Origin of the sequence: Rhodopseudomonas sp. NSM (assembly GCF_052445935.1) — a bacterium.
Lineage (GTDB): Bacteria > Pseudomonadota > Alphaproteobacteria > Rhizobiales > Xanthobacteraceae > Rhodopseudomonas.
Genome location: NZ_JBQTCH010000005.1, coordinates 236649 through 261486 on the forward strand (window position 1 = coordinate 236649; position 24838 = coordinate 261486).

Sequence of the window (24838 nt, forward strand, 5' to 3'; positions counted from 1 at the left end):
CTCGGGGCGGCACCTTTCAGCTGCGGGGCGTTAACCCATGTTGTCGCCATTCCGGCACCACTGCGCTTGCCCTGTCAGTTTCCGTCCAGATGGATCATGCATGATCGAAACTCGCGTCATTCCGACTCCGGAAGAGCTGCCGCTCGCCACCGAAACCGGCGGGGCGGAAGAGGGGGGCGGCCCGGCGGCCATTTCGGTGCGCCGCGTCCTGATGGTGGTCAATGGCGGGAGCCGGTCCGGCGGCGAGGCCGGGGGCATCGCGGAGTCGCGGCTGAGGGCCGCCGGTTTCGACGTGCTGGTATCCCCGCCGGGCAAACCGGACGACCTTCCGCGCTGGATCGAAGCCCATGCCGACGGCGCCGAGGCGGTGGTGGTCGCCGGCGGCGACGGCACGCTCAATGCGGTCGCGCCCGCGCTGGTGACAACCGGATTGCCGCTCGGCATCATTCCCGCCGGCACGGCGAACGATCTCGCGCGGACGCTCTGCCTGCCGCTCGACATCGAGGCCGCGGCGGACGTGATCGCGGCCGGTCACCGCAAGCGAATCGATCTCGGCTCGGTCAACGGCCACAAGTTCTTCAACGTCGCCAGCGTCGGGCTGAGCACCGAACTCGCGCGCGAACTGAGCAGCGAGAGCAAGCGCCGGTTCGGCCGCCTGAGCTACGCGATCACGGCGGCGAAAGTGCTGAGCCGAATGCGGCCGTTTCGCGCCGTGATCGTTGCGTCGGGCATTTCGGTCCGGGTGCGGACGTTGCAGATCGCCGTGGGAAACGGCCGCTATTATGGCGGCGGCATGACGGTCGAGCAGACCGCCGAGATCGACGATGCGCGTTTCGATCTGTACTCGCTCGAATTCGGCCGGCTGTGGAAGCTGCTGGCGATGGCCTATGATTTCCGCAAAGGCCGGCACGTGATGTGGCGCGAAGTCCGGGCCGAGCGCGGCGTGTCGTTTGAAATCCACACCCGCAAGCGACGTCCGATCAATGCCGACGGTGAAATCGTCACCTCCACTCCGGCCCGGTTCGAAATGCTGCCGAAAGCCGTCAGCGTGTTCGTTCCGAAGGAGACGCCGCCGCGCGACTGAGACGTGCCGCTCACCTGGATTGTTCAATCCTCCGGAGCCGCGCGCGCGACCGCGGGCGGAAACGCGGCCTCCGGCACGATCTCGCGGCCCCGCTCGCCGAGCAGCCGTTCATAAGCGGCGATCAGCGTGACGTAGGGATTGACCCAGAGCCAGCCGTCCGGCGTGAACACCTGCACGTCGAAATGCAGATGGCGCGACGTGCCGTTCGGGAAATCGAGATAGTTGCCGACCACGCCGAAGCGCTCGCCCTCGCTGACGACGCGGCCGTTGACAACGCCGTCGGCGTCGAGCTCCGACGGATTCATGTGCATATAGCGGAAGCGGATGTGCTCGCGGCTGGTGTTGACCTGCAGCGTCACCGCCTGCTGCTTCGGCGAGCGGATCAGCACGCCGTCGCGGACCGCGACCACGCCTTGCTGCTTCACATCACAATCGGGCTGGCCGGGCAGGCAGGCGCCGGGGCGGATGTCCTGACCCTGATGGCCGAAGCCGGTGGCACACTGGCCGACGCCGAAACCGCGGCTCTCGCAGAAATTGTCCCGCCACGGATAGGCATAGGGTCCGTTGCCGCCGACCGCGGGCCGATGCCGCGCATAGGACTGCGACCGCGCATAGGCCGGCGACTTCTCGATCGGAAACCGCATCTGCGCGTAGACGGTGAAATCGGGGCGGCCCTGCTGCTTGCGGAAGCCGGAATTCGCAATGATGTCGCCGCTCGGCCGATAGCCGAAATCCGGCGACAGCGCGGTCGGCCGCTCGGCGATCGCAGGTTCGATATCGCGGCGCGGGCGATGCGGCCGGCCGCCGGCGATGCGCAGCGCCGACAGGAAACGCTCGGCCACCGGATAGCTTTCGCGGCAGGCGAGGCGCCGCGCCTTCGGAACCGAGTCGAGGCACTGGATCGACACCACATAGGCCGCGCCGAACCGGGTGAAGGCGTAGCGCACATGGCCCTCGCGGATGAAACGGCGCAGGTCCGGATATTGCGCGGCCAGCGCCTTGACCGGCTCGCCCTTGCCGCCGAGCGGATCGGCGATGTCGTAAATCAGGTTCGAGCCGGTGATCTGCACCTCGACGGGGCTGGCGAACACCCGCGGCGGCGTGTCGTCGCCCGCGCCGGGCTCGAGCGCGAACACCGCGTCGTAGCCGGAGGGGCCGGCGTCGAACATCTCGACCGGGCGGAAGCCGGCCTGCACGCGCGCCAGCAATTCGTGATCCGGTTCGGCCTTCGGATCGGCGTCGAGCAGCGCGGCGACGTCGAACGGCAGCAGCACGGGCACCGCGCTGCGACCGATGCCGGGGAAGAACCGCGCGCTGATGGCGTTGAGCCGGACCAGCGCCGGGATCCGGCGCGGATCATAGGCCCGCAGCCCACGGCGGCCGCTGAAGATGAATTCGGCGGCGACGGCGGGCCTGCCGCCCAGTTCGGAGCGCAACTGGCTCAGGGCTGCGCCCCAATCGGTCCGCAGCGTCGTCACGGTCGGGGTGCTGAAGTTGTCGGCGTCGGCCGGCGCAGTGGCGGTGAGAGCGGCGATCAGCAGCAGCGGCAGACCGCGCAGGCTCCGTAGCAGTATCTGGCCGACCGACACCGATCTCAAGCGACGCGTCTCCTGCACTTCGGAGGCAATCTACCGGTATTTTCGCCCGACGGCCAAGCCCGGGAGGTCCGCAGAGGGTGCATGGTCCCTGAGCCCACGAAAAAGCCCGCCGGGATGCGGCGGGCTTGGATCGGCTTCGAGGCGCCTTGGCGCGTCAGTCCAGGTCAGTCCTTGGCGCGCTCGACATAGGAGCCGTCTTCGGTCAGCACAACGATGCGGGTGCCGACGCCGACATGCGGCGGAACCGCGGTGCGGACGCCGTTCGACAGCACGGCCGGCTTGTAGGACGACGACGCGGTCTGGCCCTTGGTGACCGGCTCGGTCTCGACCACTTCGAGGGTGGCGCGCTGCGGCAGGGTGATCGCGACCGCGACGGTGTCGTGCATCGACAGCTTCACCACCATGTTCTCGGCCAGATACGGCGCCGAGTTGCCGATCACGTCCTTGGTCACCTGGACCTGGTCGAAGGATTCCGGTTCCATGAAGTGGAAGCCTTCGCCGTCTTCGTACAGGAAGGTGTAGTTGCGCTCTTCGATCGTGGCCTTCTCGACCTGATCGGTGGTCTTGTAGCGCTCCGAAATCTTCACGCCGTCGCTGATTCGGCGCATTTCGATCTGACTGACCGGAGTTCCCTTGCCGGGATGGATGTTTTCGGCAGACAGGACGACGTAAAGCTTCCCATCTTGCTCGAGGACGTTGCCCTTGCGAATAGAACTGGCGATGACTCTCAAAGGAATATTTCCTGTGGTTCAGGTCCGGGCCCGATCCGGGCGTTGGCATCCGGCGGCCTGCGAAACGGTTTCGGGCCGCAACATACCCATTTGCCCCGACTATGCCAGCGTTTTGCGCTTTGCCGCGGGGGCGACTTGAGATGCAAAGCGAGGCTGGCGCGTCGCCGTGGTGGGACCGGGGCAGGTATCTGGACCGAAAGCCTTTTTTGCGCGCGCGCAGCGCCGTGACCCGGGCGGCACGGGACTGGTTCGCCGCTGCAGATTTCGCCGAGGTCGAGACCGCGATCCTGCAATTGTCGCCCGGCAACGAGACTCATCTGCACGCGCCGCGCACCGAATTGCTCGGGCCCGACGGCGAGCGCCGGACGCGCTACCTGCGCACCTCGCCGGAATTCGCCTGCAAGAAGCTGCTCGCGGCCGGCGAGGCGCGGATCTTCGAATTCGCCCGCGTGTTCCGCGATCGGGAACGCGGCCGGCTGCATCTGCCGGAATTCACCATGCTGGAATGGTACCGGGCCGGCGCGAGCTATGAGGCGGTGATCGCCGATTGCGTCGCGCTGATCGCGCTTTCGGCGCGGACCACGGGCATCGGCGGCTTCACGTTTCGTGGCCGGAGCTGCGATCCGCAGGCGGAGGCCGAGATGCTGACGGTCGCAGATTCGTTCGGGCGCTTCGCCGCGATCGATCTGCTGGCGACCATCATCGACGGCGAGGGCGATCGCGACGCGCTGGCGCACGCGGCTGCGGCGAAGGTGCGGGTCGCCGATGACGACAATTGGTCGGATATCTTCAGCAAGGTGCTGGTCGAGCACGTCGAGCCGCGGCTCGGCGAGGGGCGGCTGACGGCGCTGTGCGACTATCCCGCGCCGGAGGCGGCGCTGGCGCGGACCAAGGCCAGCGACCCGCGCGTCGCCGAGCGCTTCGAGGTCTATGCCTGCGGGGTCGAACTTGCCAATGGCTTCGGCGAACTCACCGACGCCGTCGAGCAGCGCGCACGCTTCACCGCGGCGATGGACGAGAAGCAGCGCCGCTACGGCGAGCGCTATCCGCTCGACGAGGATTTCCTCGCCGCGGTCGGGCAGATGCCCGAGGCGAGCGGCGTGGCGCTCGGCTTCGACCGGCTGGTGATGCTGGCGGCGGGCGCGACCAGCATCGATCAGGTGGTGTGGACACCGCCGGCGGGCGAGGCGTCATGAGCAAGGTCACACGATTGCAAACGCCCGCCGCCACAACACTGCGCCAGCCGGCCGAACTGATCGCGCAGGGACTGGCGCTTGCCGGTGCGCAGGGCGACCTCGACAAGGTCGCGGCGCGCTACGCGATCGCGGTGACGCCCGACGTCGCGGCGCTGATCGATCCGAACGATCCCGACGACCCGATCGCGCGGCAATACATTCCGCGCGCCGAGGAACTCGCGACGCTGCCGATCGAGCGCGACGACCCGATCGGCGATGGCGCGCACGCGCCGGTCGAGGGCATCGTGCATCGCTATCCCGACCGCGTGCTGCTGAAGCTGGTGCATGTCTGTGCGGTGTATTGCCGGTTCTGTTTCCGCCGCGAGACGATCGGACCCGGCAAGGACAACGCGCTGTCGCGCGAGGCGACCGCGGCGGCGCTCGACTACATCCGCGCCCATCCGGAAATCTGGGAGGTGATCTTCACCGGCGGCGATCCGTTGATGCTGTCGCCGCGCCGGATGGCCGAGATCATGGCCGAGCTGGCGACGATTGATCATGTCAAGATCATCCGCTTCCACACCCGCGTCCCTGTGGCCGATCCATCGCGGATCACGCCGGAGCTGGTGCGGACGTTGCAGACATCCGGTAAAACCACCTGGGTCGCGCTGCACGCCAACCACCCGCGCGAACTCACCGCGGCTGCGCGCGCCGCGTGTGCGCGGCTGATCGACGCCGGCCTTCCGATGGTGAGCCAGTCGGTGCTGTTGCGCGGCGTCAACGACGATTCGGAGACGCTGGAAGCGCTGATGCGGGCCTTCGTCGAGTGCCGGATCAAGCCGTATTACCTGCATCACGGCGACCTCGCGCCCGGCACCGCGCATCTGCGCACCACGATCGCAGAAGGGCAGGCGCTGATGCGGGCATTGCGCGGCCGCGTCTCCGGCCTGTGCCAGCCGGAATACGTGCTCGACATTCCGGGCGGCTACGGCAAGGCGCCGGTCGGCCCGAACTATTTACACGATGGAACCGGTGCGGATTCGCGCTATCGTGTCACCGACTATTGCGGCGACGTCCATCTCTATCCGCCCGGGTCGTGACGAGCGACTTCGGGCCGCAACCGGAGACGGCAACCGCAACGTCGACAACGCGTTGTTGCCCAGATGCGGCCCGGCAGCGCGCAGGCAAGGAGATCGAGATGAGAAAGCTGATCATTGCGGCCACAGCCCTGACGCTCGCGGGCGGTGGCTTGGCGTATGCGCAGTCCGGCGGTGGTTCGTCCGGCGGAAGCTCCGGCGGCGCGAGCACGAGCGGCGGGATGGGGTCTGGTGGCCGAAGCGGCGGCGCCGGCGGGCTGGGCGGTCCGGCCAATCCGTCGGTGCCGCCGGCCTTGACGGACGATCAGCGCGTCACCGGCCAGGCGCCCGTCGGGCATCGGCAGCCGCGCCGCATGGACGTTCCGCCCGAGCGGTCGATCGACCAGGTCGATCCGGCCGACGCCGCGCTCGACCGCAAGATCAAGAGCATCTGCCGCGGCTGCTGAGCCGCGGCAGATGTGGACGGCTTCATGACGTCTTTTTGCGGGCGGCGAGCGCCATTGCGATCAGCGATGTGCCGCCGAACACCAGATTGATGCCGACCAGCAGGCCGAGCGCCCAAACCGCGGTGCCGGGCCATCCCGAGATGATGATGAACGCCACGATGATGTCGAGAACGCCGGCGGCGAGCATCCAGCCCCAGCGCTCGGACAGCCGGCCGCGATGCTGGAGTGCGTACATGATGGTCGCCACGCCCTCGGCGAGGAAGTAGACGCCGATCACGAAGGTCAGGGTCAGCGTGCCCTGCACCGGCATCGCGATCAGGACGATGCCCGCGACCACCGCCAGGATCGCGGAGGCCAGCGACCACCAGAAGCCCGGCGCCTGCCTTGCCCAGTAGCTGAAGGCGAGGCCGGCGATGCCGCTGACCAGGAAAAGCCAGCCCAGCATGATGGTGATCGCGAGGCTGGCGAGCAGCGGCAGCAGGATCGCTGCGAAGCCGAAGATCAGAAGCAGGATGCCTTCGATCAGATACGCCTTCCAGTGCTTGCCGATCGCCGCCTCGACCGTGGCTTGAAGCCGCTCCGGTCCGTCTGCCGGTCCGTCCGAGAGTGTCATGGGAATCTCCTGTGCCGTGAACACGCGGGAACATACCCCTGCGCAACGAGCCGTGGCGCGAAATGTTCGCCGGTATTGCGATTTGGTGCCGCGGGACGCGCAGGGCTGGTGCGCAACGCGACGGTCGTCGAGGCCAACCCGAGGTCGGCGGCCTCGAATTGTTGCTGATTCAAGCCGTCGCTTGCTCTGCGTCAACGTGCGCAAGGGTTTCGAAACTATGTTGAGCGGCGAACAGTCGGCTCGCCGCCGACCCCCGCTGCTATCCGGTCAGGAATGTTTCATGGACTGTCGACCACGGCCCGGATGCAGCGCATGCGGCGCGCGGACGGCGCTGGCGCGGGTGTCGCCGATCGAGCGCATCCACGAACTGCGCACCTTCGAATGCGCGAACTGCGGCCAGGTCGATCGCTACGCCGTCAAGGCCGGACCGGGGTCGTATTCGGTGCTGCTGAGCATGCGGGGCAGGCCGGCGGCGCGGCCAACCCGAGATTGATTAGTGTCGGCCGCCCTCCGGGCGACGAGTTCAGCCGCTTCGATGGTGGTGCAGCGCGACGATCTCCCTGAGCCAGTCGTGAAGCATCTGAGGTGAGGCGGCCCCACCGGCGCTCTCCCATCGCACCGTATGGGGCATGACCAGCGCCGCCGAGAGCGGGGGGGCGCAGAACGCGACGCCCTCATATTGGGTGAAGTTCTCGAAACGGGCGCGCACGCCTCCCGGCAATGGCGCAAGGCTCGCAATCTCGAGCAGGCTGAACGGCACCGTTAGTCCACAACGCAGCGCCTTGGAGAGCGCCTCCTTGAGGCACCACAGCAACAGCAGTCGCTGATGCTCGTCGTAAGGCAGGACGGTCTGCGCCAGGGCCCGCTCGCGCGGTGTTGTCTGTTCAATCAGAGCCGACTGCTGCTCCGGCGCGGCCCGTTCGAGGTCGATGCCCATCGGGCACGCCTCGGGATGCGCCACCGCCATCGCTGCAGTGCCGGCATGCGCCAGTGTCACCTGCAGATTCGACCGGCCCGGTACGCAGGCGACGGGCTGCTGCAGCAGGCCCGGCAGCACGCTGATGTCGCGGGCGGGAACGCCGGGCGCGAGCAGGCACAGAGCGTTCTTCGCCGCGCGGCGCCCGGCGAGCAGGGACTGACGGCGGGCCGGCGCGAGACGGTCGGTCAGCAGGGACTCCTCCTCGGGACCGAGGATGTCCCGGGTGGCTTCTTCCAGCGCCGGCAGCGGCGCATCCACCAGCGAGATCGCGCAGCGCAACGTGCGACCGCCTTCGTGCAGCAGCACGATGGCGCCCCGCTCGAATCCGGACAATGGCGACGCCGCCATCTCAGGCGTGCGCCACGGCGGGCGCCGGCTGGGGCTGGTCGCGGTGGCTGAGCAGCAGATAGAAGGCCGGTACCACGAACAGCGTGAAGAGCGTGCCGATCGCCAGACCGGTGGCGATGACCAGGCCCATGTCGAAGCGCGAATTGGCGCCCGCGCCGGTGGCGATGATCAGCGGCGTCACGCCCAGCACCATCGCCGCCGTCGTCATCATGATCGCGCGCAGCCGGATGGTGGCCGCCTCGATGATGGCGTCGCGCTTGCTCCGGCCCTCCTTGCGCAGGCTGTTGGCCACCTCCACCATCAGGATGCCGTGCTTGCTGACCAGGCCCATCAGCGTGACGAGGCCCACCTGGGTATAGATGTTGATGGTGGCGCCACCGACCCCGAGCCGGATGAAGACGAGCGCGCCGGCAAGCGACATCGGCACCGAGACCAGGATCACCAGCGGATCGCGGAAACTGTTGAACAGCGCTGCCAGCACCAGGAAGATGATCAGCAGCGCCAACGCGAAGGTGGTGACGAAGCCGTTGGATTCGTTCTCCAGCTGCCGCGACGGGCCGGCATAGTCGTAACTGTATCCGGACGGCAGCGACCGGGCAGCGACGGCCCTCAACTCCGCCAGCGCGTCGCCGTCCGACACGTTGGGCATCGCGATGCCGGAGACGGTCGAGGAGTTGAGCTGCTGGAAATGGTTGAGCGACTGCGGCACCGTCCTGGTTTCGATCCGGGCGATGGTGGAGAGCGGGACGGAGGTCCCGTCCGCGGCCCGGATGTAGTAATTGAGCAGTTGATCGGTGTTCAGCCGATGCTGCTGCATCACCTGCGGAATGACCTTGTAGGATCGTCCGCCGAGGTCGAAATAATTCGTGTAGCTGCCGCCCAGCATGGTCGACATCGCGGCTCCGACGTCGCTCATGTTCAGGCCGAGCGACGACACCTTGTCGCGGTCGAAATGGATGCTGGCGTGCGGCTGATCGATCTTCATGTCGCTGTCGAGAAAGATGAACTTGCCGCTCTTCATCGCCTCGCTGAGGAAGTTCTGCGACGCCTGATAGAGCCGTGCATAGGAATCGTTGGATTTCAATACAAACTGGATCGGCAGCCCGCTGCTGCCCGGCAGTGGCGGCAGCTGGAACGCCGCCACGCGCACGCCGGCGATCTTGTTGAAGTCCTGCTGGATCAGCGGGGCGAGCGCCAGTGCCGACCGGCTGCGCTGGTCCCACGGCTTCAGCACCCAGCCGCCGATCACCTGGCCGGGCATGTCGATCTGGAACACCAGATCGGTCTCCGGCCGCTTGTCGAGGATGCCGTAGATCTGCTGCACATAGGTTTCGCGCTGCGCCAGCGTGGCGTTCGGTGCCGCCGACATCATGGTCAGGATCACCCCCTGGTCCTCCGGTGGCGCGAGCTGGGAGGTCGAGGTGGAATACAGCCAGGTGATGCTCGACAGCACCACGGCGCCGAACAGGATGGTGAGCGGCAACAGCCGCAGCGAGGCCGTTAGCACGGTGCGATAGGCCGCGGTGACGGACGTCATGACGCCGTCGATGGCGCGCACCATGCGGGCCTCCAGCGTGCGCGCGGACGCATCGTGCGGCGCCAGCAGAAAGGCGCAGCTCATCGGCGACAGCGTCAGGGCGACCACCGCCGACACGATCACCGCCGCCACCAGCGTGAAGGCGAATTCGGAGAACAGCGAGCCGGTAAGACCGCCCTGGAAGCCGACCGGCACATAGACGGCGATCAGCACCGCCGTCATCGCGATGATGGGCCCCGACAATTCCCGGGCCGCCGTGATCGCCGCATCGATCGGTTTCAGGCCCTGTTCCATGTGGCGGTTGACGCCTTCCACCACGATGATGGCATCGTCCACCACCAGGCCGATGGCGAGCACCAGCGCGAGCAGGGTCAGCAGGTTGATCGAGAAGCCGAAGGCCAGCATCAGCGCGAAGCTGCCGATCAGCGACAGCGGGATGGCGACGATCGGGATGAACACCGAACGCCATGATCCCAGGAACAGAAACACCACGAGCGTGACGATCAGCGCCGCCTCGAACAGCGAGGTGACCACCTCCCGGATCGAGGTGTTGACGAAATTGGTGGCGTCGTAGAGCACGGTGCCGGACAGCCCCGTGGGCAGGTCCGAGACGATGCCGGGCAGCGTCTGCCGCACGCCCTGAATGACATCGAGCAGGTTGGCGGAGGGCGCGACCTGGATCCCGATATAGACCGCGGACTTGCCGTTGAAGCTGGTCCTGGAATCGTAGTCGTCGCTGCCGAGCGTGACGTTGGCCACGTCCTTCAGGCGGATCACGGCGCCGGAGACGTTCTTGATGATGAGCTCGCGAAACTCGTCGACCGAGCGCATGTTGGTGGCGGCGGACAGTTTGACCTGCACCAGCTGGCCCTTGGTGGTGCCGACGCCGGAGATGTAGTCGTTGGTCTTGAGCGCGGTCGCCACGTCGGTGGCGGTGAGACCGAGCGAGGCCATCTTGTCCGGGTCGAGCCAGGCGCGCAGCGCGAAATTCTTGCCGCCCAGAATTTCCGCCACCTGCACGCCGGCGACCGCCTGCAGCTTGGGCTGCACCACGCGGGCGACGTAATCCGTCACCTCGTTCTCGGCCAGCACGGTGCTGGAGAAGGCGATATACATCGCATCGATGGTGGCGCCCATCTTCAGAGCGAGGATCGGCTGCTGGGTGCCGGCCGGCAACTGATTCAGCACCGAACTCACCTTGGTGCTGATCTCCGTCAGGGCATTGCCGCTGTCGTAGTTCAGCCGCAGATGCACGGTGATGGCGCTGACGCCGGTCTGGCTCGACGAGGTCATGTAGTCGATGCCGTTGGCCTGGGCGATCACGTTCTCCAGCGGAGAGGTGATGAAGCCGGCGATGATGTCGGAATCGGCGCCCGCATAGGTGGTGGTGATCGTCACCACGCCGTTCTGCATCTGTGGATATTGCAGGATCGGCAGCGAGAACATGGCGCGCAGGCCGATCACCAGGATCAGCGCGCTCACGACCAGCGACAACACGGGACGCCGGACGAATAGGTCGGTGATGGGCATCGCGGCTCCTGTCAGTCCGACACTTTGGGATCGAGCTTGGCCTGCGGCAGATGGCTGTTGTCGACCACGACGGGGGTGCCGTTGCGCAGCTTGATCTGGCCGGCCACCACCACGGTCTCGCCGGCTTTCAGCCCGGACACGATGGCGACGAAGTCGCCGCGCGCCTGTCCCAGCTTGACGAAGGTCTCCCGCGCCACCAGGCCTTTGCCGTCGGCGCCCTTCTCGAGCACGAACACCGTCGAGCCGTAGGGATTGGCCACGATGGCGGTCTGCGGCAGCGTCACGAATTGTCCGGCGGCGTCGATCTCGAGGCCGACCCGGGCGAACATGCCCGGCACCAGCTGTCCCTTCGGATTCTTCAGCACGGCGCGCACCTTGACGTTGCGGCTGCCGCTCTCGACCTTGGCGTTGATGGCGCTCACCGTGGCGGCGAACTCCTGACCCGGATAGGCGTCGACCCTCACATTGACCGGCTGCCCGACCTGCAGGCGGCCGAAAAACTGTTGCGGCACGAAGAAATCGGCGAACAGCGGATCGAGCGCCTGCAGGGTGACGATCGTCGTGCCGGCGCTCAGATACTGGCCCAGATCGACGCTGCGGATTCCAAGGCGGCCCGCGAAGGCCGCGGTGAGGCTGTACTGCGCGACCAGCGCCTGCTGTTGCGCCACGAGGGCCCTGGAGTTCTTCAGATTGGCTTCGTCACTCTCCACCGTCGCCTGGCTCACGGCCTTGATCTTGAGCTGTTCGGTGTCGCGCTTCAGGGTCAGGGCGTTGAGTTCGGCGGTGGCCCTGAGCGAGTCGAGCTTGGCGATCTGGTCGTCGGCGACCAGCTGCAGCAGCGGCGCGCCGGCCTGCACCACGTCTCCGGACTCGAAGGACAGGCTACGGACGATGCCGGAGACCTGGAGCGCGAGATCGGCGCCCTTGGAGGCGCGCAACTCTCCCACCAGATCCATCGCGGGCTGCCATGTCTGCAGCTCTGCGGCCTGCGCCGAGACCGTCTGCGCCGGGGCGCCGTGGCGGGCCGCTGGCGCGTGGCGCCCGGTGATGTAGTCCCTCACGCCGTAGACGACCGCTCCCGCCAGCAGCGCGACCGCCAGCCACCCGATGATACGCTTTTGACTCACCGGATACGCTCCATGTCAGTGTCGGCCGCCGCAGACGGTGCGGGCGCGCTGATGGCGCCTTCCCGGGTTGCGGACAGCGCGGGCCCGTCCGGCCCCTGGAAGTAACCGCCGTTGCGGGGAAAGGCCTCTCGGGTTTCGTCGAAGCGATTCCACCATCCGCCGCCCAGCGCCTGGAACAGCGCCACAGTGTCGTAGTAGCGCATGGCCTGAGCCTGAATGCGCGCGATGAGGGCGTTCTGGTAGGTCTGCTGGGCGGTGATGATGATGGCGTAGCTGATGGCGCCGGACTTGAACTGCTCCTGCGACATCTTCAGGCTGTCCAGAGCGGCCTTCTCCGCCAGCGCCTGGGCGCGGAGTGTGGCTGCATCGAATTGCACGGCGCGTAGCGCGTCCGCCACATTCTGGAAGGCGGTGATGATGGTGCCTTGATAGAGCGCGTAGTTCTGCTCGAAGGCGGCGACGCTCGCCTCCTTGGTGCGATAGGCCTGGCCGCCGTCGACCAGCTTCTGCCCCATATTCGCGGCGAGGGTGAAGGCGAGGCTTTGCGGCGTGAACAACTGGCCGACGGTGAGGGCGTCGGTGCCCACCAGGGGCGTGATGGTGAATTGCGGCAGCAGGTTCGCGGTGTCGACGCCCACCAGCGCCGCCGCCTGGTGCAGCGTCGCCTCGGCCTGGCGGATATCGGGCCGCTGCCGCACCAGATATGCCGGCAAGGTCACCGGCAGCTTGCGTGGCAGCCGCAGGCTCGAAAGATGCACGCTCTCGCCGCGGTCCTGGTGCGGCAGACGACCGAGATAGGCCATCAACTGGTTGCGGCCCTGCGCCAATTGCTTCTGCAGCGGAGGCAGGGTGGCCTGGGTCTGCGCCAGCGTCGCACGCTGGGCGAGGACTTCGGCCTGCGAATTGGCACCGACTTCGAACTGCCGCTGGACGCGTTGCAGCTGGTCGGTCTGCGCCTTGATGATCTCCTGCGAGGCGGCGATCTGCGCCCGCAGCGAGGCGTCCGATATGGCGGAGGTGACGACATTGGCGGTCAGAGCCAGATAGGTCGCCTCCATCTCGAACCGCCGGTACTGCGCCAGCGCCTCGGCGGATTCGACCTGGCGCCGCAGACCACCGAACACGTCGAGCGTGTAGCTGACATTCACCGTCGCGTAGTAGAGATTGTAGATCGACGGCGGGCCGGTGGTGCCGCCGGAGGCGGCGGGCACCTGCTGGCGTGTTGCCGAGCCCGTGCCATCGATCTGGGGAGCGAGTGCCCCACGGGTCTGCAGCGCCGTTTCGCGCGCCGCGCGCAGGGCATATTGCGCGGCCCGCACATTCGGGTGGTTGTGCACGGCCTCTTCGACAAAGGCGTTGATCTGGGGAGAGCCGAACTCCCGCCACCACTGCCCGCCGACGTCGCGCGCCTCCACGAAACTCTGCGGCGTGCCGCCGGCAATCTCGCTCGCCATCGCCGGCCGCAGCCTTGCCTGCGGGGTGTAGCCGCTCGCGTCCGGTGGCAGTGGCGGCTCGAAGTCGGGGCCGACCATGCAGCCGGCAAGCAGCAGGGAGCCCGCGACCGCCCAGATCGGCCCGAGCGGCGCTGCCGTAGCGATGCCGCATCGACCAGCGCTGCGCTCGTGCGTCCCTCGGTGGCGAATCGCCGTTGCTCCCATGCGTGATCCTATCCGAATGCAGCGCGTGGGCGGGCGATAAAGCCGGCGATGGCGGCCGCCGTTTGCGCGGCCGCCGCTCCCGACAGAATCGAAACATGATCACCCTGGACCGTGCGCACGCCGAGGATGCCATCAACCAGCCGGGACCAGCCCATGTCGGGCGCCGACAGGATGGCGATGTCGGCTTCGCTGAGGTCGCCTTGGCCGACCGAAGAGGCGCGCACCAGGCCCAGCGGCAGATCGCGCGGCGCGCCCGGCGCGCCCGGCGCCGGGGAGTAGGCCAGGAACGCATCGTACAGCGCGCGGCTGGCGCGATAGCTGCGGCCGAGCCAGGCGGCATCGGATTCTGGAGCGATCAGTTCGGCGTCCAGCATCCGCGCCGTGGCGAATTCGAACCGGGCTTCGGTGCCGAGCGGCAGCAGCTCGTCGATGCCGAGGCTCAACGCGGTGCCGTGATGACGGGCGCGCACGCCGGCCATCCGCACCAGCCATTCCGCCTCGGCGCGGTCGGGGTCGTGCGGCAGGATGGAGTGGCTGCCGAGCGGGGCGGGCGTGTCGATGATGACGAGACGCTCGGGCGGCGTGCCGCGCGCGGCGAGTTGGCACGCCATCTCATAGGCGACAATGCCGCCGAACGAATAGCCGCCGAGCAGCCGCGGGGCAGGCAGATTCCGTCGGGCTAGCGCCGCCAGATTGGCGGTCGCGAGTTCGGCCACCGAGCCGGGCGCCTGCTGGCCGGGCTCCAGCCCGGGCGCCTGCAGCGCCCAGAACGGCGTCGACGGCGGAAAGGCGCGGGCGATTTCGAGGAAGGCACTGACATCGCCGGCGATCGGATGCACGCAGACGAAGGGCTCGCCGCGGCCGGCGGTCAGCGGCACCACCGCATCCCAGACCGGCTTCGCCGTCACGGCGCGCGCCAGCGCGGCGGCGCTGCGATGCTCGATTAGCGCGGTGACCGGCACCGGCCGCCCGAGCTTTGTCGACAGACGTGCCGCGGCGGTCGCGAGGCCGAGCGAGGAGAGCCCAGCCGCCAGCAAGTCCTCCGTGACTCCCAGCCGGCGTCCGATGATGGTCGACAGCACGTCGAGAACGGTCTGCTCGGATGAGTCCGGATGGCGCGGACGGAGCTGGATCGGTGCGGCGCTGCCGGCGGCCTCGCTGGGCTTCACGGCGATCACGCGAGCGACGGGGGCCGCCGCGGGCAGCGGCATGGCCGATACGAACTGATCGATGGCGCCCGGCAAGGCGGCGAACACGGCCGCGAATTCGTCGATCATCTGCTCACCGATCGCGGCGGCGGTGCCATCGGCGTCCGGCAGCACCATGGACAGGCCGATGCGTTCGCCGGGCACGACCACGCCGGTGAGGCTGTAAGCGGACTTCAGCGCATTGTGGACGCTGTCGACCCGGAGGCCCGCGCCGGTCCAGGCGTCTGACCCGGACGGCATGTTCTCCACGACCAGCAGCGTATCGAACAGATCCGACGCGCGATCGCCGATGCCTGCAGCCTCCGCCACTTCCATCAGCGAGACCTGCGACTGGCTCTGCAGGGCTGCGATCTGCCGCTGCATGTCTTCGGCGAGCGCAAGCACCGTGCTGCCGGTCTCGAAGCGCAGCCGCACCGGCAGATTGTTGATGAACAGGCCGACCATCTGCTCCACGCCCGGCACCTCGGGCGGCCGGCCGGACACGGTGGTGCAGAACACGGTGTCGCGGCAGCCGCGCCGCGCCGCCGACCACAGCCCCCAGGCGAGATGCGCCAGCGCCGCGATGGTGAGGCCGCGCCGCCGCGACAGATCGCGTAGCGCCTTGCTGTCCTGCGCCGAGAGCTGGCGCCGGACCGTGACGTAGCAGGCAGCTCCGTTGCCCGCCGGACAAAGCGCCGGTTGGGATGGCGCGCCGGCGAGTAGCGGCACGAAGGCGTCGCGCATCCCGGCGCGTTTGACGGTGCTGCTCCAGGCGATGAAATCGCGGAAGCGGGCGGGCGGCGGCAACGCCGGCGGGATGCCGCGGCGGAACGCCTCGTAGGCGGCACGCGCCTCGCGCTCCAACTGGGCGAGGCACCAGCCGTCCGCCAGCATGTGGTGGAAGCTGGCGATCAGGTAGGCCTCGCTGCCGCTGACGCGGATCAAGATCAGGCGTGCGAGCGGACCGGCTTTCAGGTCGAAACCCGCGGCGCGGTCCTCGGCCAGACGTTGCTGCAGGCGCTCGGCGCTGAAGGCGGGCCAGCTCTCCAGCTCCACCGGCGGGCCGGCGAGTCGGCGGACCAGCTGCAGCGGACGGTCCAATCCGCGCCAGCGGAACACGGTGCGCAGCACCGGGTGGCGGTCGAACACCAGCGTCCAGGCCTTGCGCAGGGCGGCGATGTCGAGCGGGCCGCGAAACCGCATGCAGCTCTGCTCGAAATTCACCACCGAGTGCTGCCGGCTCAGGGAATGCAGCAGCATCGCTTCCTGCATCGGCGACAGCGGGTAGATGTCTTCGATGTCGGTGGCCGATCCCGCCACGCGGTCGAGCGTCGCGGCGTCGAGACCGGCGAGCGGAAAGTCCTCGGGCGTGAGCAGGGGAGCGTCTTGCGCCCGGGACCAGTCCGCGATCGCGTGCAGCGTAGCGGAGATCTGCTCCAGCATCGCCGCCGGCGTTTGTCCGGGTGTTGCCCCCGACCAGCCGAGCGCGATGCGCCCGCCGGTTACCTGCGCAGTCAGGCTCGCGCGCACCGAGGGAGAAAAGCTCGGCAAATGATGCAGCCGGATCGCTGGGTCCTGAGCCGGTGCCGGCATGACGGCAAGGCCGATCTCGGCTTGAGCCAGGCGAAACGCCGACCGCACCGCGCTGAAGGCGAGACCGAGCGGCTCGGCGCGTTGCCGCGCCGCCTTGGCTTCGCGCAGGCGGATGCCGAAGCTCGGCCCGGGCGCGCAGGCCCGCAGCGGCAGCACGGCATCCAGATTGGCGATCAGGCCGGCCGCGGCCGGCGCCTCCGTGGGCAGAATGCGGCGTCCGTCCACGACCTCGATCGCCGGTGCACCGCCCAGCGACGCGCCGAGCGCAACCAGCAGCGCGTCCAGCAGCGAGACGCTGAGTCGGCCCGGCAGATCATCGAGCAGCCGCCGCGATATGCCGCCGTCCAGCAACAGATGCGCCCCGGGCACGGCGGGCTCCGCTGCGTCAAGGACGAGCGGCGGCGCATCGACCTGTGCGGCTTCGCAGGCCATGGCCGCATCGCGCACGGCGAGGCTGGCCGCGTGACTGGCGAGCCAGGCAAGCCAATGGGAAAAGCTCAACGGCGGAGCCGGCAGGCGGGCGCTGTCAGGTCCCGCCGCCAGCGCGGCTTCGAGTTCGGTGGCGAGCAGAAGCAAAGCGCGGTCGTCCGCCACCGCCTCATGCAAAGCGAGTACGACGGTGTAGCCGGCGCCCGACGAACTCTGCTGCTGCACCAGCGTGGCCGCGATGGTCACCCCGGCCGCAAGGTCGATGCCGCGCGAAAGCCGGCCGCTATGATCCGCGATCCAGCGCTCGAGATCGTCGAGCGTCCCAGCCGGCACATCGACGTAGCGCACCGGGACGGCGGGCAGAAAGTCCGACACGGCGATGGAGCGTCCGCTGGCATCCTCGACGACGACGAGGCGAAGCGCGTCGTGCCGCTCGGCCAGGCGCTGGATCGCATAGCCGACATCCACCGCCGAGACCTTCGACCCGACGGCGATGCTGACGAAGCGGCACGGATTGCGGTCGTCGCAGGCGGCGGCGACCAGCTCGACGCTGAGGCGGGCGCCGTGGCCCTCGGCCTGCACCGCGCGCCTGCGGCTGACCGCGATGGCGGCGAGGCCGGCGATGGTGGGCTGTTCGAAGACGTGCTTCAGCTCGATGTCGAGGCCGGCCTCGTAAGCGCGGGCCACCAGGCGGATGGTGAGAATCGAATCGCCGCCGACATGGAAGAAATTATCCTGCACGCCGATCTGTGCGCTGCCGAGCAGATCGCCCCAGATCCGGGCCAGGATGCGCTCTTCCGGCGTGCGGGGTTCGAGCGGCGCTTCGGTCGGTGGATCGGCCAGTTCGACCGGAGGTAGCGCCCGTGCGTCGATCTTGCCATTCGCATTCAGCGGCAGACGGTCCAGGATCACGAAGGCCTGCGGCAACAACGGCCGCGGCAGGCGCGCCTGCAGGTGGTTGCGCAGCTCCGACGCAGTGAGCGCGGTGCCCGGCCTGGCGGAGACGTAGGCCAGCAGGTCGCGGTCGCCTCCCGCCCGGCGGGGCGCGACCACCGCCGCTTCGCCGACGGCGGGGTGCAGGGCGAGCGCCGCTTCGATCTCGCCCAGTTCGACCCGGAAGCCGCGGATCTTCACCTGCCTGTCGGCGCGGCCGAGGAAGACGATGTTGCCGTCCGTCCGCCAGCGGCCGAGGTCGCCGGTGCGATACATGCGTGCGTCGGGGGACGTCGCGAACGGGTCCGGGCGAAACCGCTCGGCGGTCAGCTCCGGGTCGCCGGTGTAGCCCAGCGCCAGGCCGTCGCCGCCGACCCAGATATCGCCGAGCAGGCCCGGCGGCAGCGGCCGACCGGCGGGATCCAGCACATAAGCGGTGCTGTTGGAGATCGGCGTGCCGATCGGGACGCTGAGTTCGTCGTCGCGCAGGCCGGCAAGGTCGAATGTGGTGCTGAAAGTGGTGTTCTCGGTCGGGCCGTAGCCATCGAGTAGCACCAGTCCTTGCTCGCGGCCGGCCGCCAGAACCGCCCGCGCCGCAACCGGATTGACCACGTCGCCGCCGGTGATGACGAGGCGCCGGCCGGCAAAGGCGGATGGGTCGATGGCGGCGATCTGCTGGAACAGCCCGGCTGTGACCCACAGCAGCGAAATACGCGCCTCGGCCAGGAACAGCCGCAGGGCGCGTGGGTCCATGACCACCATCCGATCCACCGGCAGCAGCGTGCCGGCGTTGAGCAAGGGCAGCCAGATCTCCAGCGTCGAGGCATCGAAGGCGGGATTTGAATAGACCGCGGCGCGCAGTCCCGGCGCCGCGAGGCCGCGCGCGCGCGCCAGACGCACGATGGCGCGGTGCGGCACGGATACGGCCTTGGGCGCGCCGGTGGAGCCGGAGGTGAACATCACATAGGCCGGGCTTGCCGCCGCGATTGCGCATCCGCTGAACGGCGCCGCCGTCGCCGCATCGGCGACGAGCTTGCTCCAGTGCAGCGTGGTGCATCCCGCCGTGCCCTGGGCGGGGTCGAGCACCACGGCATGCCGGGCCCCGACGCCGCGCGCGCGGAGGTCGCGCTGCTCCGAAGCGAGGGACGGATCGACCGGCGCGTAGGCGGCGCCGAGCGCCAGCACCGCCAGTTGCGCTTCGATGAGCGCTGCCGAGACCGGCAGCGCGAGGATCGCCACGTCGCCGGCCAGCATTCCTTCGGCGGCGAGGACGGTGGCCAGCCGGCGCACCCGCGCGGCGAGTTCGCCGAAACTCAGGGAGATGCCGTTGTCTTCGATCACGATCGCGTCGGGATGCCGCGCTGCATCCCGGAAGAACAGATCAATGGCGCTGGTGTCGCGCTCATAGGCCAGCGCAGAGGTGTTGAAGCGTGCAACCAGCGCCGCGCCGTCCGCGGCCGACTGCAGCGGGATCTCCAGGACCAGTTGCTCCGGCTGCGCGGCAAGCGCTTCGGCGATGCGGCCGAAGCAGCCGAGCACGGCGTCGATGCTGGCGGCGTCGAACAGGCTTGCGTCGTAACGGCACCACAGCCGCAGGCCGGCCGCCGAGCTGGCATACACGATCGACAGATCGGCCTTCGCTTCCTGCTCCAGCTGCTCGGGCAGGATCTCGAAACGGCTGCCGTCCTGTGCGGTGACGGGTGCGGGAGGCGCCTCGGCGGCTCCGAACAGCACTTGCATGAAGGGCGCCGCGTCGCCGCGCCGCTCGACGCCGCTTGCCTCGACGATGCGTTCGAACGGCAGCTCGCGATGCGCCATGGCGGCGCGGAGCGCATCCCGCACCTCGGCCAGAACCGCGGGAAAGCGCGCATCCGCCGCCACCGCGGCACGGATCGGCAGGGTATCCACCATCAGCCCGATCAGGTCCGCAAGCTCGGGCCGGTCGCGCCGGGAGGCGGGAATGGTCACCACAAGATCTTCCAGGCCGCTCCATCGCCGCAGCACGACGAACAGCACAGCGAGATACAAGCTGAATTCGCTGGTGTTGTGCTGCCGCGCCAAAGCGGCGAGGGCGGTCGAAACGCCGCCCGGCAGGTGCAGATCGGCCTGTGCCGACCGGGCGGCGGTGTCGCCCGGCAGCCGGCCATAGGGCAGGTCGAGCCGCGCCGGCGCGCCCCGCAGGCGGTCGCGCCAAGCCGCCATTGCGGCGTCCGAAGCGGGCCCTGCCGTTCCGAAACGTTCCTGCTCCCAATCGGCGAAATCGGGGAATTGCAGTGATAAAGCCGGGCGGGCATCGCTGCGTCCGGCCAGCACGTCGTCATAGGCTGCGGTCAGGTCTCGCAGGAACAGCTCGAGCGAGGCGCCGTCGCAGACGATGTGGTGAAACACCGCCACCAGTGCTGCGCCTGCATCCGCGGCGATCAGCAGGCAGAACCGGGCGAGCGGTCCGGCGGAGAGATCGAACGGCTCGTCCACCATCGCCTGCGCCCGCGCCCGCAGCTCCGCCTCGAAGGCTGCGCCGGCAAAGGGAAGTCCGCTGCGAATCTCCGGGAGCGGGAAACAGCAGTCGTCGGCCACGGCCTGCACCGGGGCGCCGTCCACCAGCGGAAAGGCGGCGCGCAGGCCGTCATGGCGCCGCACCACCGTATCGAGAGCGGCGCGCAGGGCATTGATATCGACCCGCCCGGAGATGTGCACGAGCAGCGGCATCGCGAACAGCGTGCGTCCCGGCCGCAGCAACTCCGCCATCCGGATCTGACGTTGGCCGAACGAGAGCCCCGCGATATAGCCGTTCGCCATCAGCGGCATCCCGGCTGGTGAGAGACGATCAAGTTGGTAGCTCCACCCGCGTGCGTCGACGCACGGCCAGAGCGGGGCCCGGCTCCACCTTGTCGGAGGCCGCATCGAGCCGTTCCGCCAGAGCGGACAGTTGCGGCGCCTCGAACAGGTCCGCCAGCGTCGCCGGCAGCGCGAGATCCCGGCGCACCCGGGCGATCATCCGCATCGCGAGCAGCGAGCTGCCGCCGAGCGCAAAGAAGTGGTCCTGGCGCCCGACTTTGGCGCCGCCGAGGAGTTCGCTCCAGATCGCGGCCAGCGCGGTTTCGAGCGGACCCTGCGGCGGGGCATCGGTGGCGATCGACAGAGGCGCAGGAGGCAGCGCCGCCGCGTCCACCTTGCCGTTCGCACTGCGCGGCAGGCGGCGATGCCGCAGGTAGGCGCGGGGGATCATGTAGGCGGGAAGCTTGATGGCGAGTTGCCGGCGCAGTTCGGCGTCATCCGGCGCGTCGGCTCCGGCTCCGAGATGCGCCACCAGCCGCGCCGGCTGTCCGTCGGTCTGTTCGACCACCACGGCGGCTTCCAGAATGCCCGACTGGGCCTGCAGAACGGCTTCGATCTCGCCCGGCTCGATACGATAGCCGGCCAGTTTCACCTGCCGGTCGCGACGTCCATGGAAGGACAGCCGCCCATCGAAGCCGAGGGAGACCTGATCGCCGGTGCGATATGTCGGGCTGCCAAAAGGCGTCGTCCGCAACTCGACACCCGGCGCCGCGCCCACATAGGCCCGCGCCACCGCCGGCCCGGAGACGATCAGTTCGCCGATCGTGCCGAACGGGCAGGGTCGGCCTTCGGCATCGACCACATGCAGGCGCGTGCCGGGAATCGGATGGCCGATGGCGACGCTCGCGCCGGTGGTCTCAGGCCGACAGCGCTCGACGCAGACCCACACGGTCGCTTCGGTCGGGCCGTATTCGTTGCACAGCACGGCCTGCGGGGCGCGGGCCGCATGAGTTGTTACCAGGGCCGGTGGGCAAGGCTCGGCAGCCACTTTGGCCATCCGCACGCCCGCGAGGCCCTGCGGACCGGCGGCATCGAGCAGCATCGCCCACAGCGACGGCGTCATGCAGACATGAGTAGCGTCGGCGCCGCGGATCAGCGCGACCAGCGCATCGACATCGCGCGACGCGGCGGCATCGGGCATCACCAGCGTGCCGCCGTCGCACAGGGTGCAGAACAGCCCGGTCACGGCGCCGTCGAAGAACATCGGGAATGTCAGCAGGAAGCGGTCGATCGGCAGGTCGGCATTCTCCGCCGCGCTGGCTGCGACGTGGTAGCGCAGATTATCGTGGCCGACGCTGACGCCCTTCGGCTGCCCGGTGGAGCCCGATGTGAAGATCACATAGGCCTCGTCGGCGGCGGCCATTTGCTTCATTGCGTCCAGACCAAACGGCCCCGGCTCGATATCCTCCACCAACAAGGTGGCGACGCCGGGGAATGCGTCGGCCGACGCCCGGCAGGTCACCACCGCCACGATGCCGGCGCTGTCGAGGATCATCGACCGCCGCTCGGCCGGCGCATCGGGATCGAGCGGCACATAGGCCGCGCCGGCGCACAAAATGCCGAGAATGGCGGCCACCGCTTCCGGGCCATGATCGAGCATGAGGGCGACGCGCGCGCCGGGCTGCACGCCGTCCGCTGCCAGTCGCGCCGCAACGGCAGCCGCGCGGGCGCCGAGATCGGCATAGGACCAGATGCGGCCGTTCGCGATGATGGCCGGGGCGTCCGGTTGCGCGCGCATCTGCGCGAGGATCAGGTCCAGCACCGTGCCTGCCGGCGCGGGCAGCGGCCGGCCCTGCAGCGCGGCTTCGATCTTGGTCCGCAGCACTGCCGGCATCACGTCGAGCGCCTCGGCCGGCGCATCCAGCCCCGCCGGCAGCCGCTGCAGCGCCGTGGCGAGCATGTCGAGCAACTGGCTGGCGTCTTCCGCCGACGCATGCTGGTGGTCGAACATCAAGCGGAGCTGAAAGGTCTCGCCGATCTCGACCATCAGGTTGATCGGCATGTCCGGCAGCGTGACGTCGCCGCTGTCGGCGATCTCCAGGCGGGCTGCCCGAAAGGCGGTGGCAAGCGCCAGAGGATAGGTCTGAACCGCAATCAGGCTGCGGAGCGGCAGCGCGTCGCTTGGCAGGCCGAGCAGGTCGCGCATCGTGTCGAGCCCGATCGGTCCGGCCTCGCGGCCCGCCGCCCGGGCGACCTGGAGCTCGGCCAGCCATTGACGTAGCGGCGTCCGGTCGCGGCGGATTCGGCTGGGCAAAACGCCGATCTGCGGGCCGACCATATGGGTCGAGCTGTCGCCCAGCAGTTCCGGCGGACGCACCGTCTCCACGCACCCGAACACCTGGTCGTCGGCACCGCTGGTGCGCGCCAGCACCAGTGCCCACGCGCCTTCCACCAGGGTACTCAAGGTGAGCCGCTCGGTTCGCGCGACCTGGTTGAGACGCTCGGCGATTTCGGCGGGGAGAATGCTTGCCGCCTCGCCGATGCGCGGTGTCGATCCAGCGAAATTGCGAATCGCGGGGTCCGGCGCATAGTCGGCCAGCACGGCGCCCCAGTGCCGAGACGCGGCAGCACCGTCGCGGCCCTGCCACCATTCCACGTAGCGGCGGAACGAGGCGGCGGGCGGAATGCTTGCGCCTTGGTAGAGCGTCAGCACCTCGTTCAGGATGTCGCCCAGCGACCAGCCGTCGACCGTGAGGTGATGGCGAGTCCACACCAGCAGATGGCGGTCGGGCGCGAGCGTCAGCAGGCGGACCCGCATCAGCGGCGGACGCCGCACATCGAACGGATTGGCGCGGTCGTCCTCAAGCAGGACATCGAGCGCCGAGCGCCAATTGGTCTGCGTGGTCCAGTCGACGCGCTCGACCTGGAAGGCGGGGGCTGGAAGCACCATCTGGGCCGGCGGCCCCTTGAGCTCCCAGTGAAAGCCCGAACGCAGTGCGGCGTGGCGTGCCACGACCGCCGCCCATGCCGCGCAGAACCCGGGCGCATCGAGCGGACCGGTCAGCAGCGCCCACCATTGGCCCATGTAGAGTGGTTGATCAGGATAGCTGACGCACCGCACCAGCATCGCGCGCTGCATTTCGGTAAGGCCGTAGATGTCTTCGATCGGACCTCGGGCCATTTTTTCCTTTGTAGGACTGCAGTGCCCCGGCTGGTTCAGCGTGAGACGGCCGGGAAGCCACTGCCTGTCGGCTTCTATCCAGGATGCCGCGCCGAAATGGCTGGCATTATCCTTGCGCCGCGACGTGCCGGCCACGCACGAAGTTACAAAGGCGACCCGCAACCGGCATATCGACGCCGGCCTTGCGAGTCGCCTGATCGTCGGCGGATCATCGTCCGCCGTCGGGAAGTATCAGAGGCTTTCGATGTAGAAGCCTTCGCCCTTGATGTCGCCGTCGCACAGCTTCTGCAGCTTTTCGACGATCCCGCCGCCGTCCTTGGCGCGTGGGTTGGAGGACATCTTGTCGAAAGCGGCTTCGCTTTCCCACACCGTGGCGATGCCATACATGGACGGATCCTTCTTGGACTTCATCAGTCCAAAGCCCACCAGACCTTCGACGACGTCTTTCGGCTTCTTGCCGTCGTTGGGGAGCATTTCCTTTTCGAGAAGGGCGCGCGCATCCTTCTCGCTCCCGGCCTTAACGTGACAGCGAGAGATTGTCATAAACATACTAGCCACAGCGATTCCTCCATCCAAAGTTGTAGAGTCGGCATACAGGCGCGAAGACTGAATCGCAACTGGCATATTTTTTGTTTATTATCAGTATTTTCACGTAATGTTTTCAATTAGTAGATAAGGCAATTCAAAATTGCGACTGAATGAAAGCATCAACTATTGCGTGCGAATCACATAAAGCGTGCAAAGTGTCACGGTACAATGGCACAGGAGCCCGCTTACCGCGATGGGTCGGTGGTCGTCCGAACAAAGGATGGGA

14 protein-coding genes are annotated in these 24838 nt (G+C 68.3%); 4 read left to right on the plus strand and 10 right to left on the minus strand.

Features of this window, described 5'->3' with window-relative positions; genetic code table 11:
- The first annotated feature begins 100 nt into the window (after positions 1-100).
- Positions 101-1084: a lipid kinase gene (locus ACTZWT_RS15125; protein WP_444770497.1), complete on the plus strand. Its 984-nt coding sequence runs from the start codon at positions 101-103 to the stop codon at positions 1082-1084.
- A gap of 23 nt (positions 1085-1107) precedes the next feature.
- On the opposite strand, the gene ACTZWT_RS15130 is transcribed toward ACTZWT_RS15125, so the two are convergent.
- Together ACTZWT_RS15130 and efp are read right to left on the minus strand one after the other, a co-directional pair.
- Positions 1108-2682: a M23 family peptidase gene (locus ACTZWT_RS15130; RefSeq protein WP_444770498.1), complete on the minus strand. Its 1575-nt coding sequence runs from the start codon at positions 2680-2682 to the stop codon at positions 1108-1110.
- A 164-nt stretch (positions 2683-2846) separates the two neighbouring features.
- The gene (gene efp / locus ACTZWT_RS15135; protein WP_444770499.1) at positions 2847-3413 is read right to left on the minus strand and encodes an elongation factor P; all 567 of its coding nucleotides are present in this window, start codon (positions 3411-3413) and stop codon (positions 2847-2849) included.
- Positions 3414-3553: 140 nt separating this feature from the next.
- On the opposite strand from efp, the gene epmA reads away from it, so the two are divergent.
- The 3 genes from epmA (at position 3554) to ACTZWT_RS15150 (ending at position 6131) form a co-directional block, all read left to right on the plus strand.
- Positions 3554-4609 carry an EF-P lysine aminoacylase EpmA gene (gene epmA / locus ACTZWT_RS15140; RefSeq protein ID WP_444770500.1) on the plus strand — a complete coding sequence of 352 codons (1056 nt, stop codon included), beginning with the start codon at positions 3554-3556 and terminating at the stop codon, positions 4607-4609.
- Entirely contained in the window at positions 4606-5688 is a 1083-nt protein-coding gene (locus ACTZWT_RS15145) for a lysine-2,3-aminomutase-like protein (RefSeq protein WP_444770501.1), read from the plus strand. Before epmA ends, ACTZWT_RS15145 begins: the two co-directional genes overlap by 4 nt.
- A 98-nt stretch (positions 5689-5786) precedes the next feature.
- Positions 5787-6131 carry a hypothetical protein gene (locus tag ACTZWT_RS15150; protein WP_444770502.1) on the plus strand — a complete coding sequence of 115 codons (345 nt, stop codon included), beginning with the start codon at positions 5787-5789 and terminating at the stop codon, positions 6129-6131.
- Between the two features lie 22 nt (positions 6132-6153).
- On the opposite strand, the gene ACTZWT_RS15155 is transcribed toward ACTZWT_RS15150, so the two are convergent.
- From ACTZWT_RS15155 to ACTZWT_RS15190, 8 genes are all read right to left on the minus strand, one after another.
- Positions 6154-6744, minus strand: a complete 591-nt coding sequence (locus ACTZWT_RS15155) for an HdeD family acid-resistance protein (RefSeq protein WP_444770503.1) — start codon at positions 6742-6744, stop codon at positions 6154-6156.
- A gap of 523 nt (positions 6745-7267) precedes the next feature.
- Positions 7268-8056 carry a 4'-phosphopantetheinyl transferase family protein gene (locus tag ACTZWT_RS15160; RefSeq protein ID WP_444770504.1) on the minus strand — a complete coding sequence of 263 codons (789 nt, stop codon included), beginning with the start codon at positions 8054-8056 and terminating at the stop codon, positions 7268-7270.
- Positions 8057-8072: 16 nt separating this feature from the next.
- A complete protein-coding gene (locus ACTZWT_RS15165) occupies positions 8073-11138 on the minus strand; it encodes an efflux RND transporter permease subunit (protein ID WP_444770505.1) in 3066 nt (1021 codons plus the stop codon).
- Positions 11139-11149: 11 nt separating this feature from the next.
- The gene (locus ACTZWT_RS15170; RefSeq protein WP_444770506.1) at positions 11150-12265 is read right to left on the minus strand and encodes an efflux RND transporter periplasmic adaptor subunit; all 1116 of its coding nucleotides are present in this window, start codon (positions 12263-12265) and stop codon (positions 11150-11152) included.
- Positions 12262-13923, minus strand: coding sequence for an efflux transporter outer membrane subunit (locus ACTZWT_RS15175; protein WP_444770507.1), 1662 nt, complete (start codon positions 13921-13923; stop codon positions 12262-12264). Before ACTZWT_RS15175 ends, ACTZWT_RS15170 begins: the two co-directional genes overlap by 4 nt.
- Before the next feature lie 8 nt (positions 13924-13931).
- The gene (locus ACTZWT_RS15180; protein ID WP_444770508.1) at positions 13932-20864 is read right to left on the minus strand and encodes an amino acid adenylation domain-containing protein; all 6933 of its coding nucleotides are present in this window, start codon (positions 20862-20864) and stop codon (positions 13932-13934) included.
- 28 nt (positions 20865-20892) lie between these two features.
- Positions 20893-24159 (minus strand): non-ribosomal peptide synthetase, encoded by a 3267-nt coding sequence (locus ACTZWT_RS15185; RefSeq protein ID WP_444770509.1) that lies wholly within the window; start codon positions 24157-24159, stop codon positions 20893-20895.
- 96 nt (positions 24160-24255) lie between these two features.
- A complete protein-coding gene (locus tag ACTZWT_RS15190) occupies positions 24256-24498 on the minus strand; it encodes an antibiotic biosynthesis monooxygenase family protein (RefSeq protein WP_444770510.1) in 243 nt (80 codons plus the stop codon).
- Positions 24499-24838: the final 340 nt, after the last annotated feature.

Excerpts from the sequence above, each read along its gene's own strand:
- ACTZWT_RS15165 (WP_444770505.1), bottom strand. The coding sequence starts at position 11,138 with ATGCCCATCACCGACCTATTCGTCCGGCGTCCCGTGTTGTCGCTGGTC.
- ACTZWT_RS15190 (WP_444770510.1), bottom strand. The coding sequence starts at position 24,498 with ATGCTCCCCAACGACGGCAAGAAGCCGAAAGACGTCGTCGAAGGTCTG.
- ACTZWT_RS15180 (WP_444770508.1), bottom strand. The coding sequence starts at position 20,864 with ATGGCGAACGGCTATATCGCGGGGCTCTCGTTCGGCCAACGTCAGATC.
- ACTZWT_RS15155 (WP_444770503.1), bottom strand. The coding sequence starts at position 6,744 with ATGACACTCTCGGACGGACCGGCAGACGGACCGGAGCGGCTTCAAGCC.
- epmA (WP_444770500.1), top strand. The coding sequence starts at position 3,554 with ATGCAAAGCGAGGCTGGCGCGTCGCCGTGGTGGGACCGGGGCAGGTAT.
- ACTZWT_RS15175 (WP_444770507.1), bottom strand. The coding sequence starts at position 13,923 with ATGGGAGCAACGGCGATTCGCCACCGAGGGACGCACGAGCGCAGCGCT.
- ACTZWT_RS15145 (WP_444770501.1), top strand. The coding sequence starts at position 4,606 with ATGAGCAAGGTCACACGATTGCAAACGCCCGCCGCCACAACACTGCGC.
- ACTZWT_RS15125 (WP_444770497.1), top strand. The coding sequence starts at position 101 with ATGATCGAAACTCGCGTCATTCCGACTCCGGAAGAGCTGCCGCTCGCC.
- ACTZWT_RS15150 (WP_444770502.1), top strand. The coding sequence starts at position 5,787 with ATGAGAAAGCTGATCATTGCGGCCACAGCCCTGACGCTCGCGGGCGGT.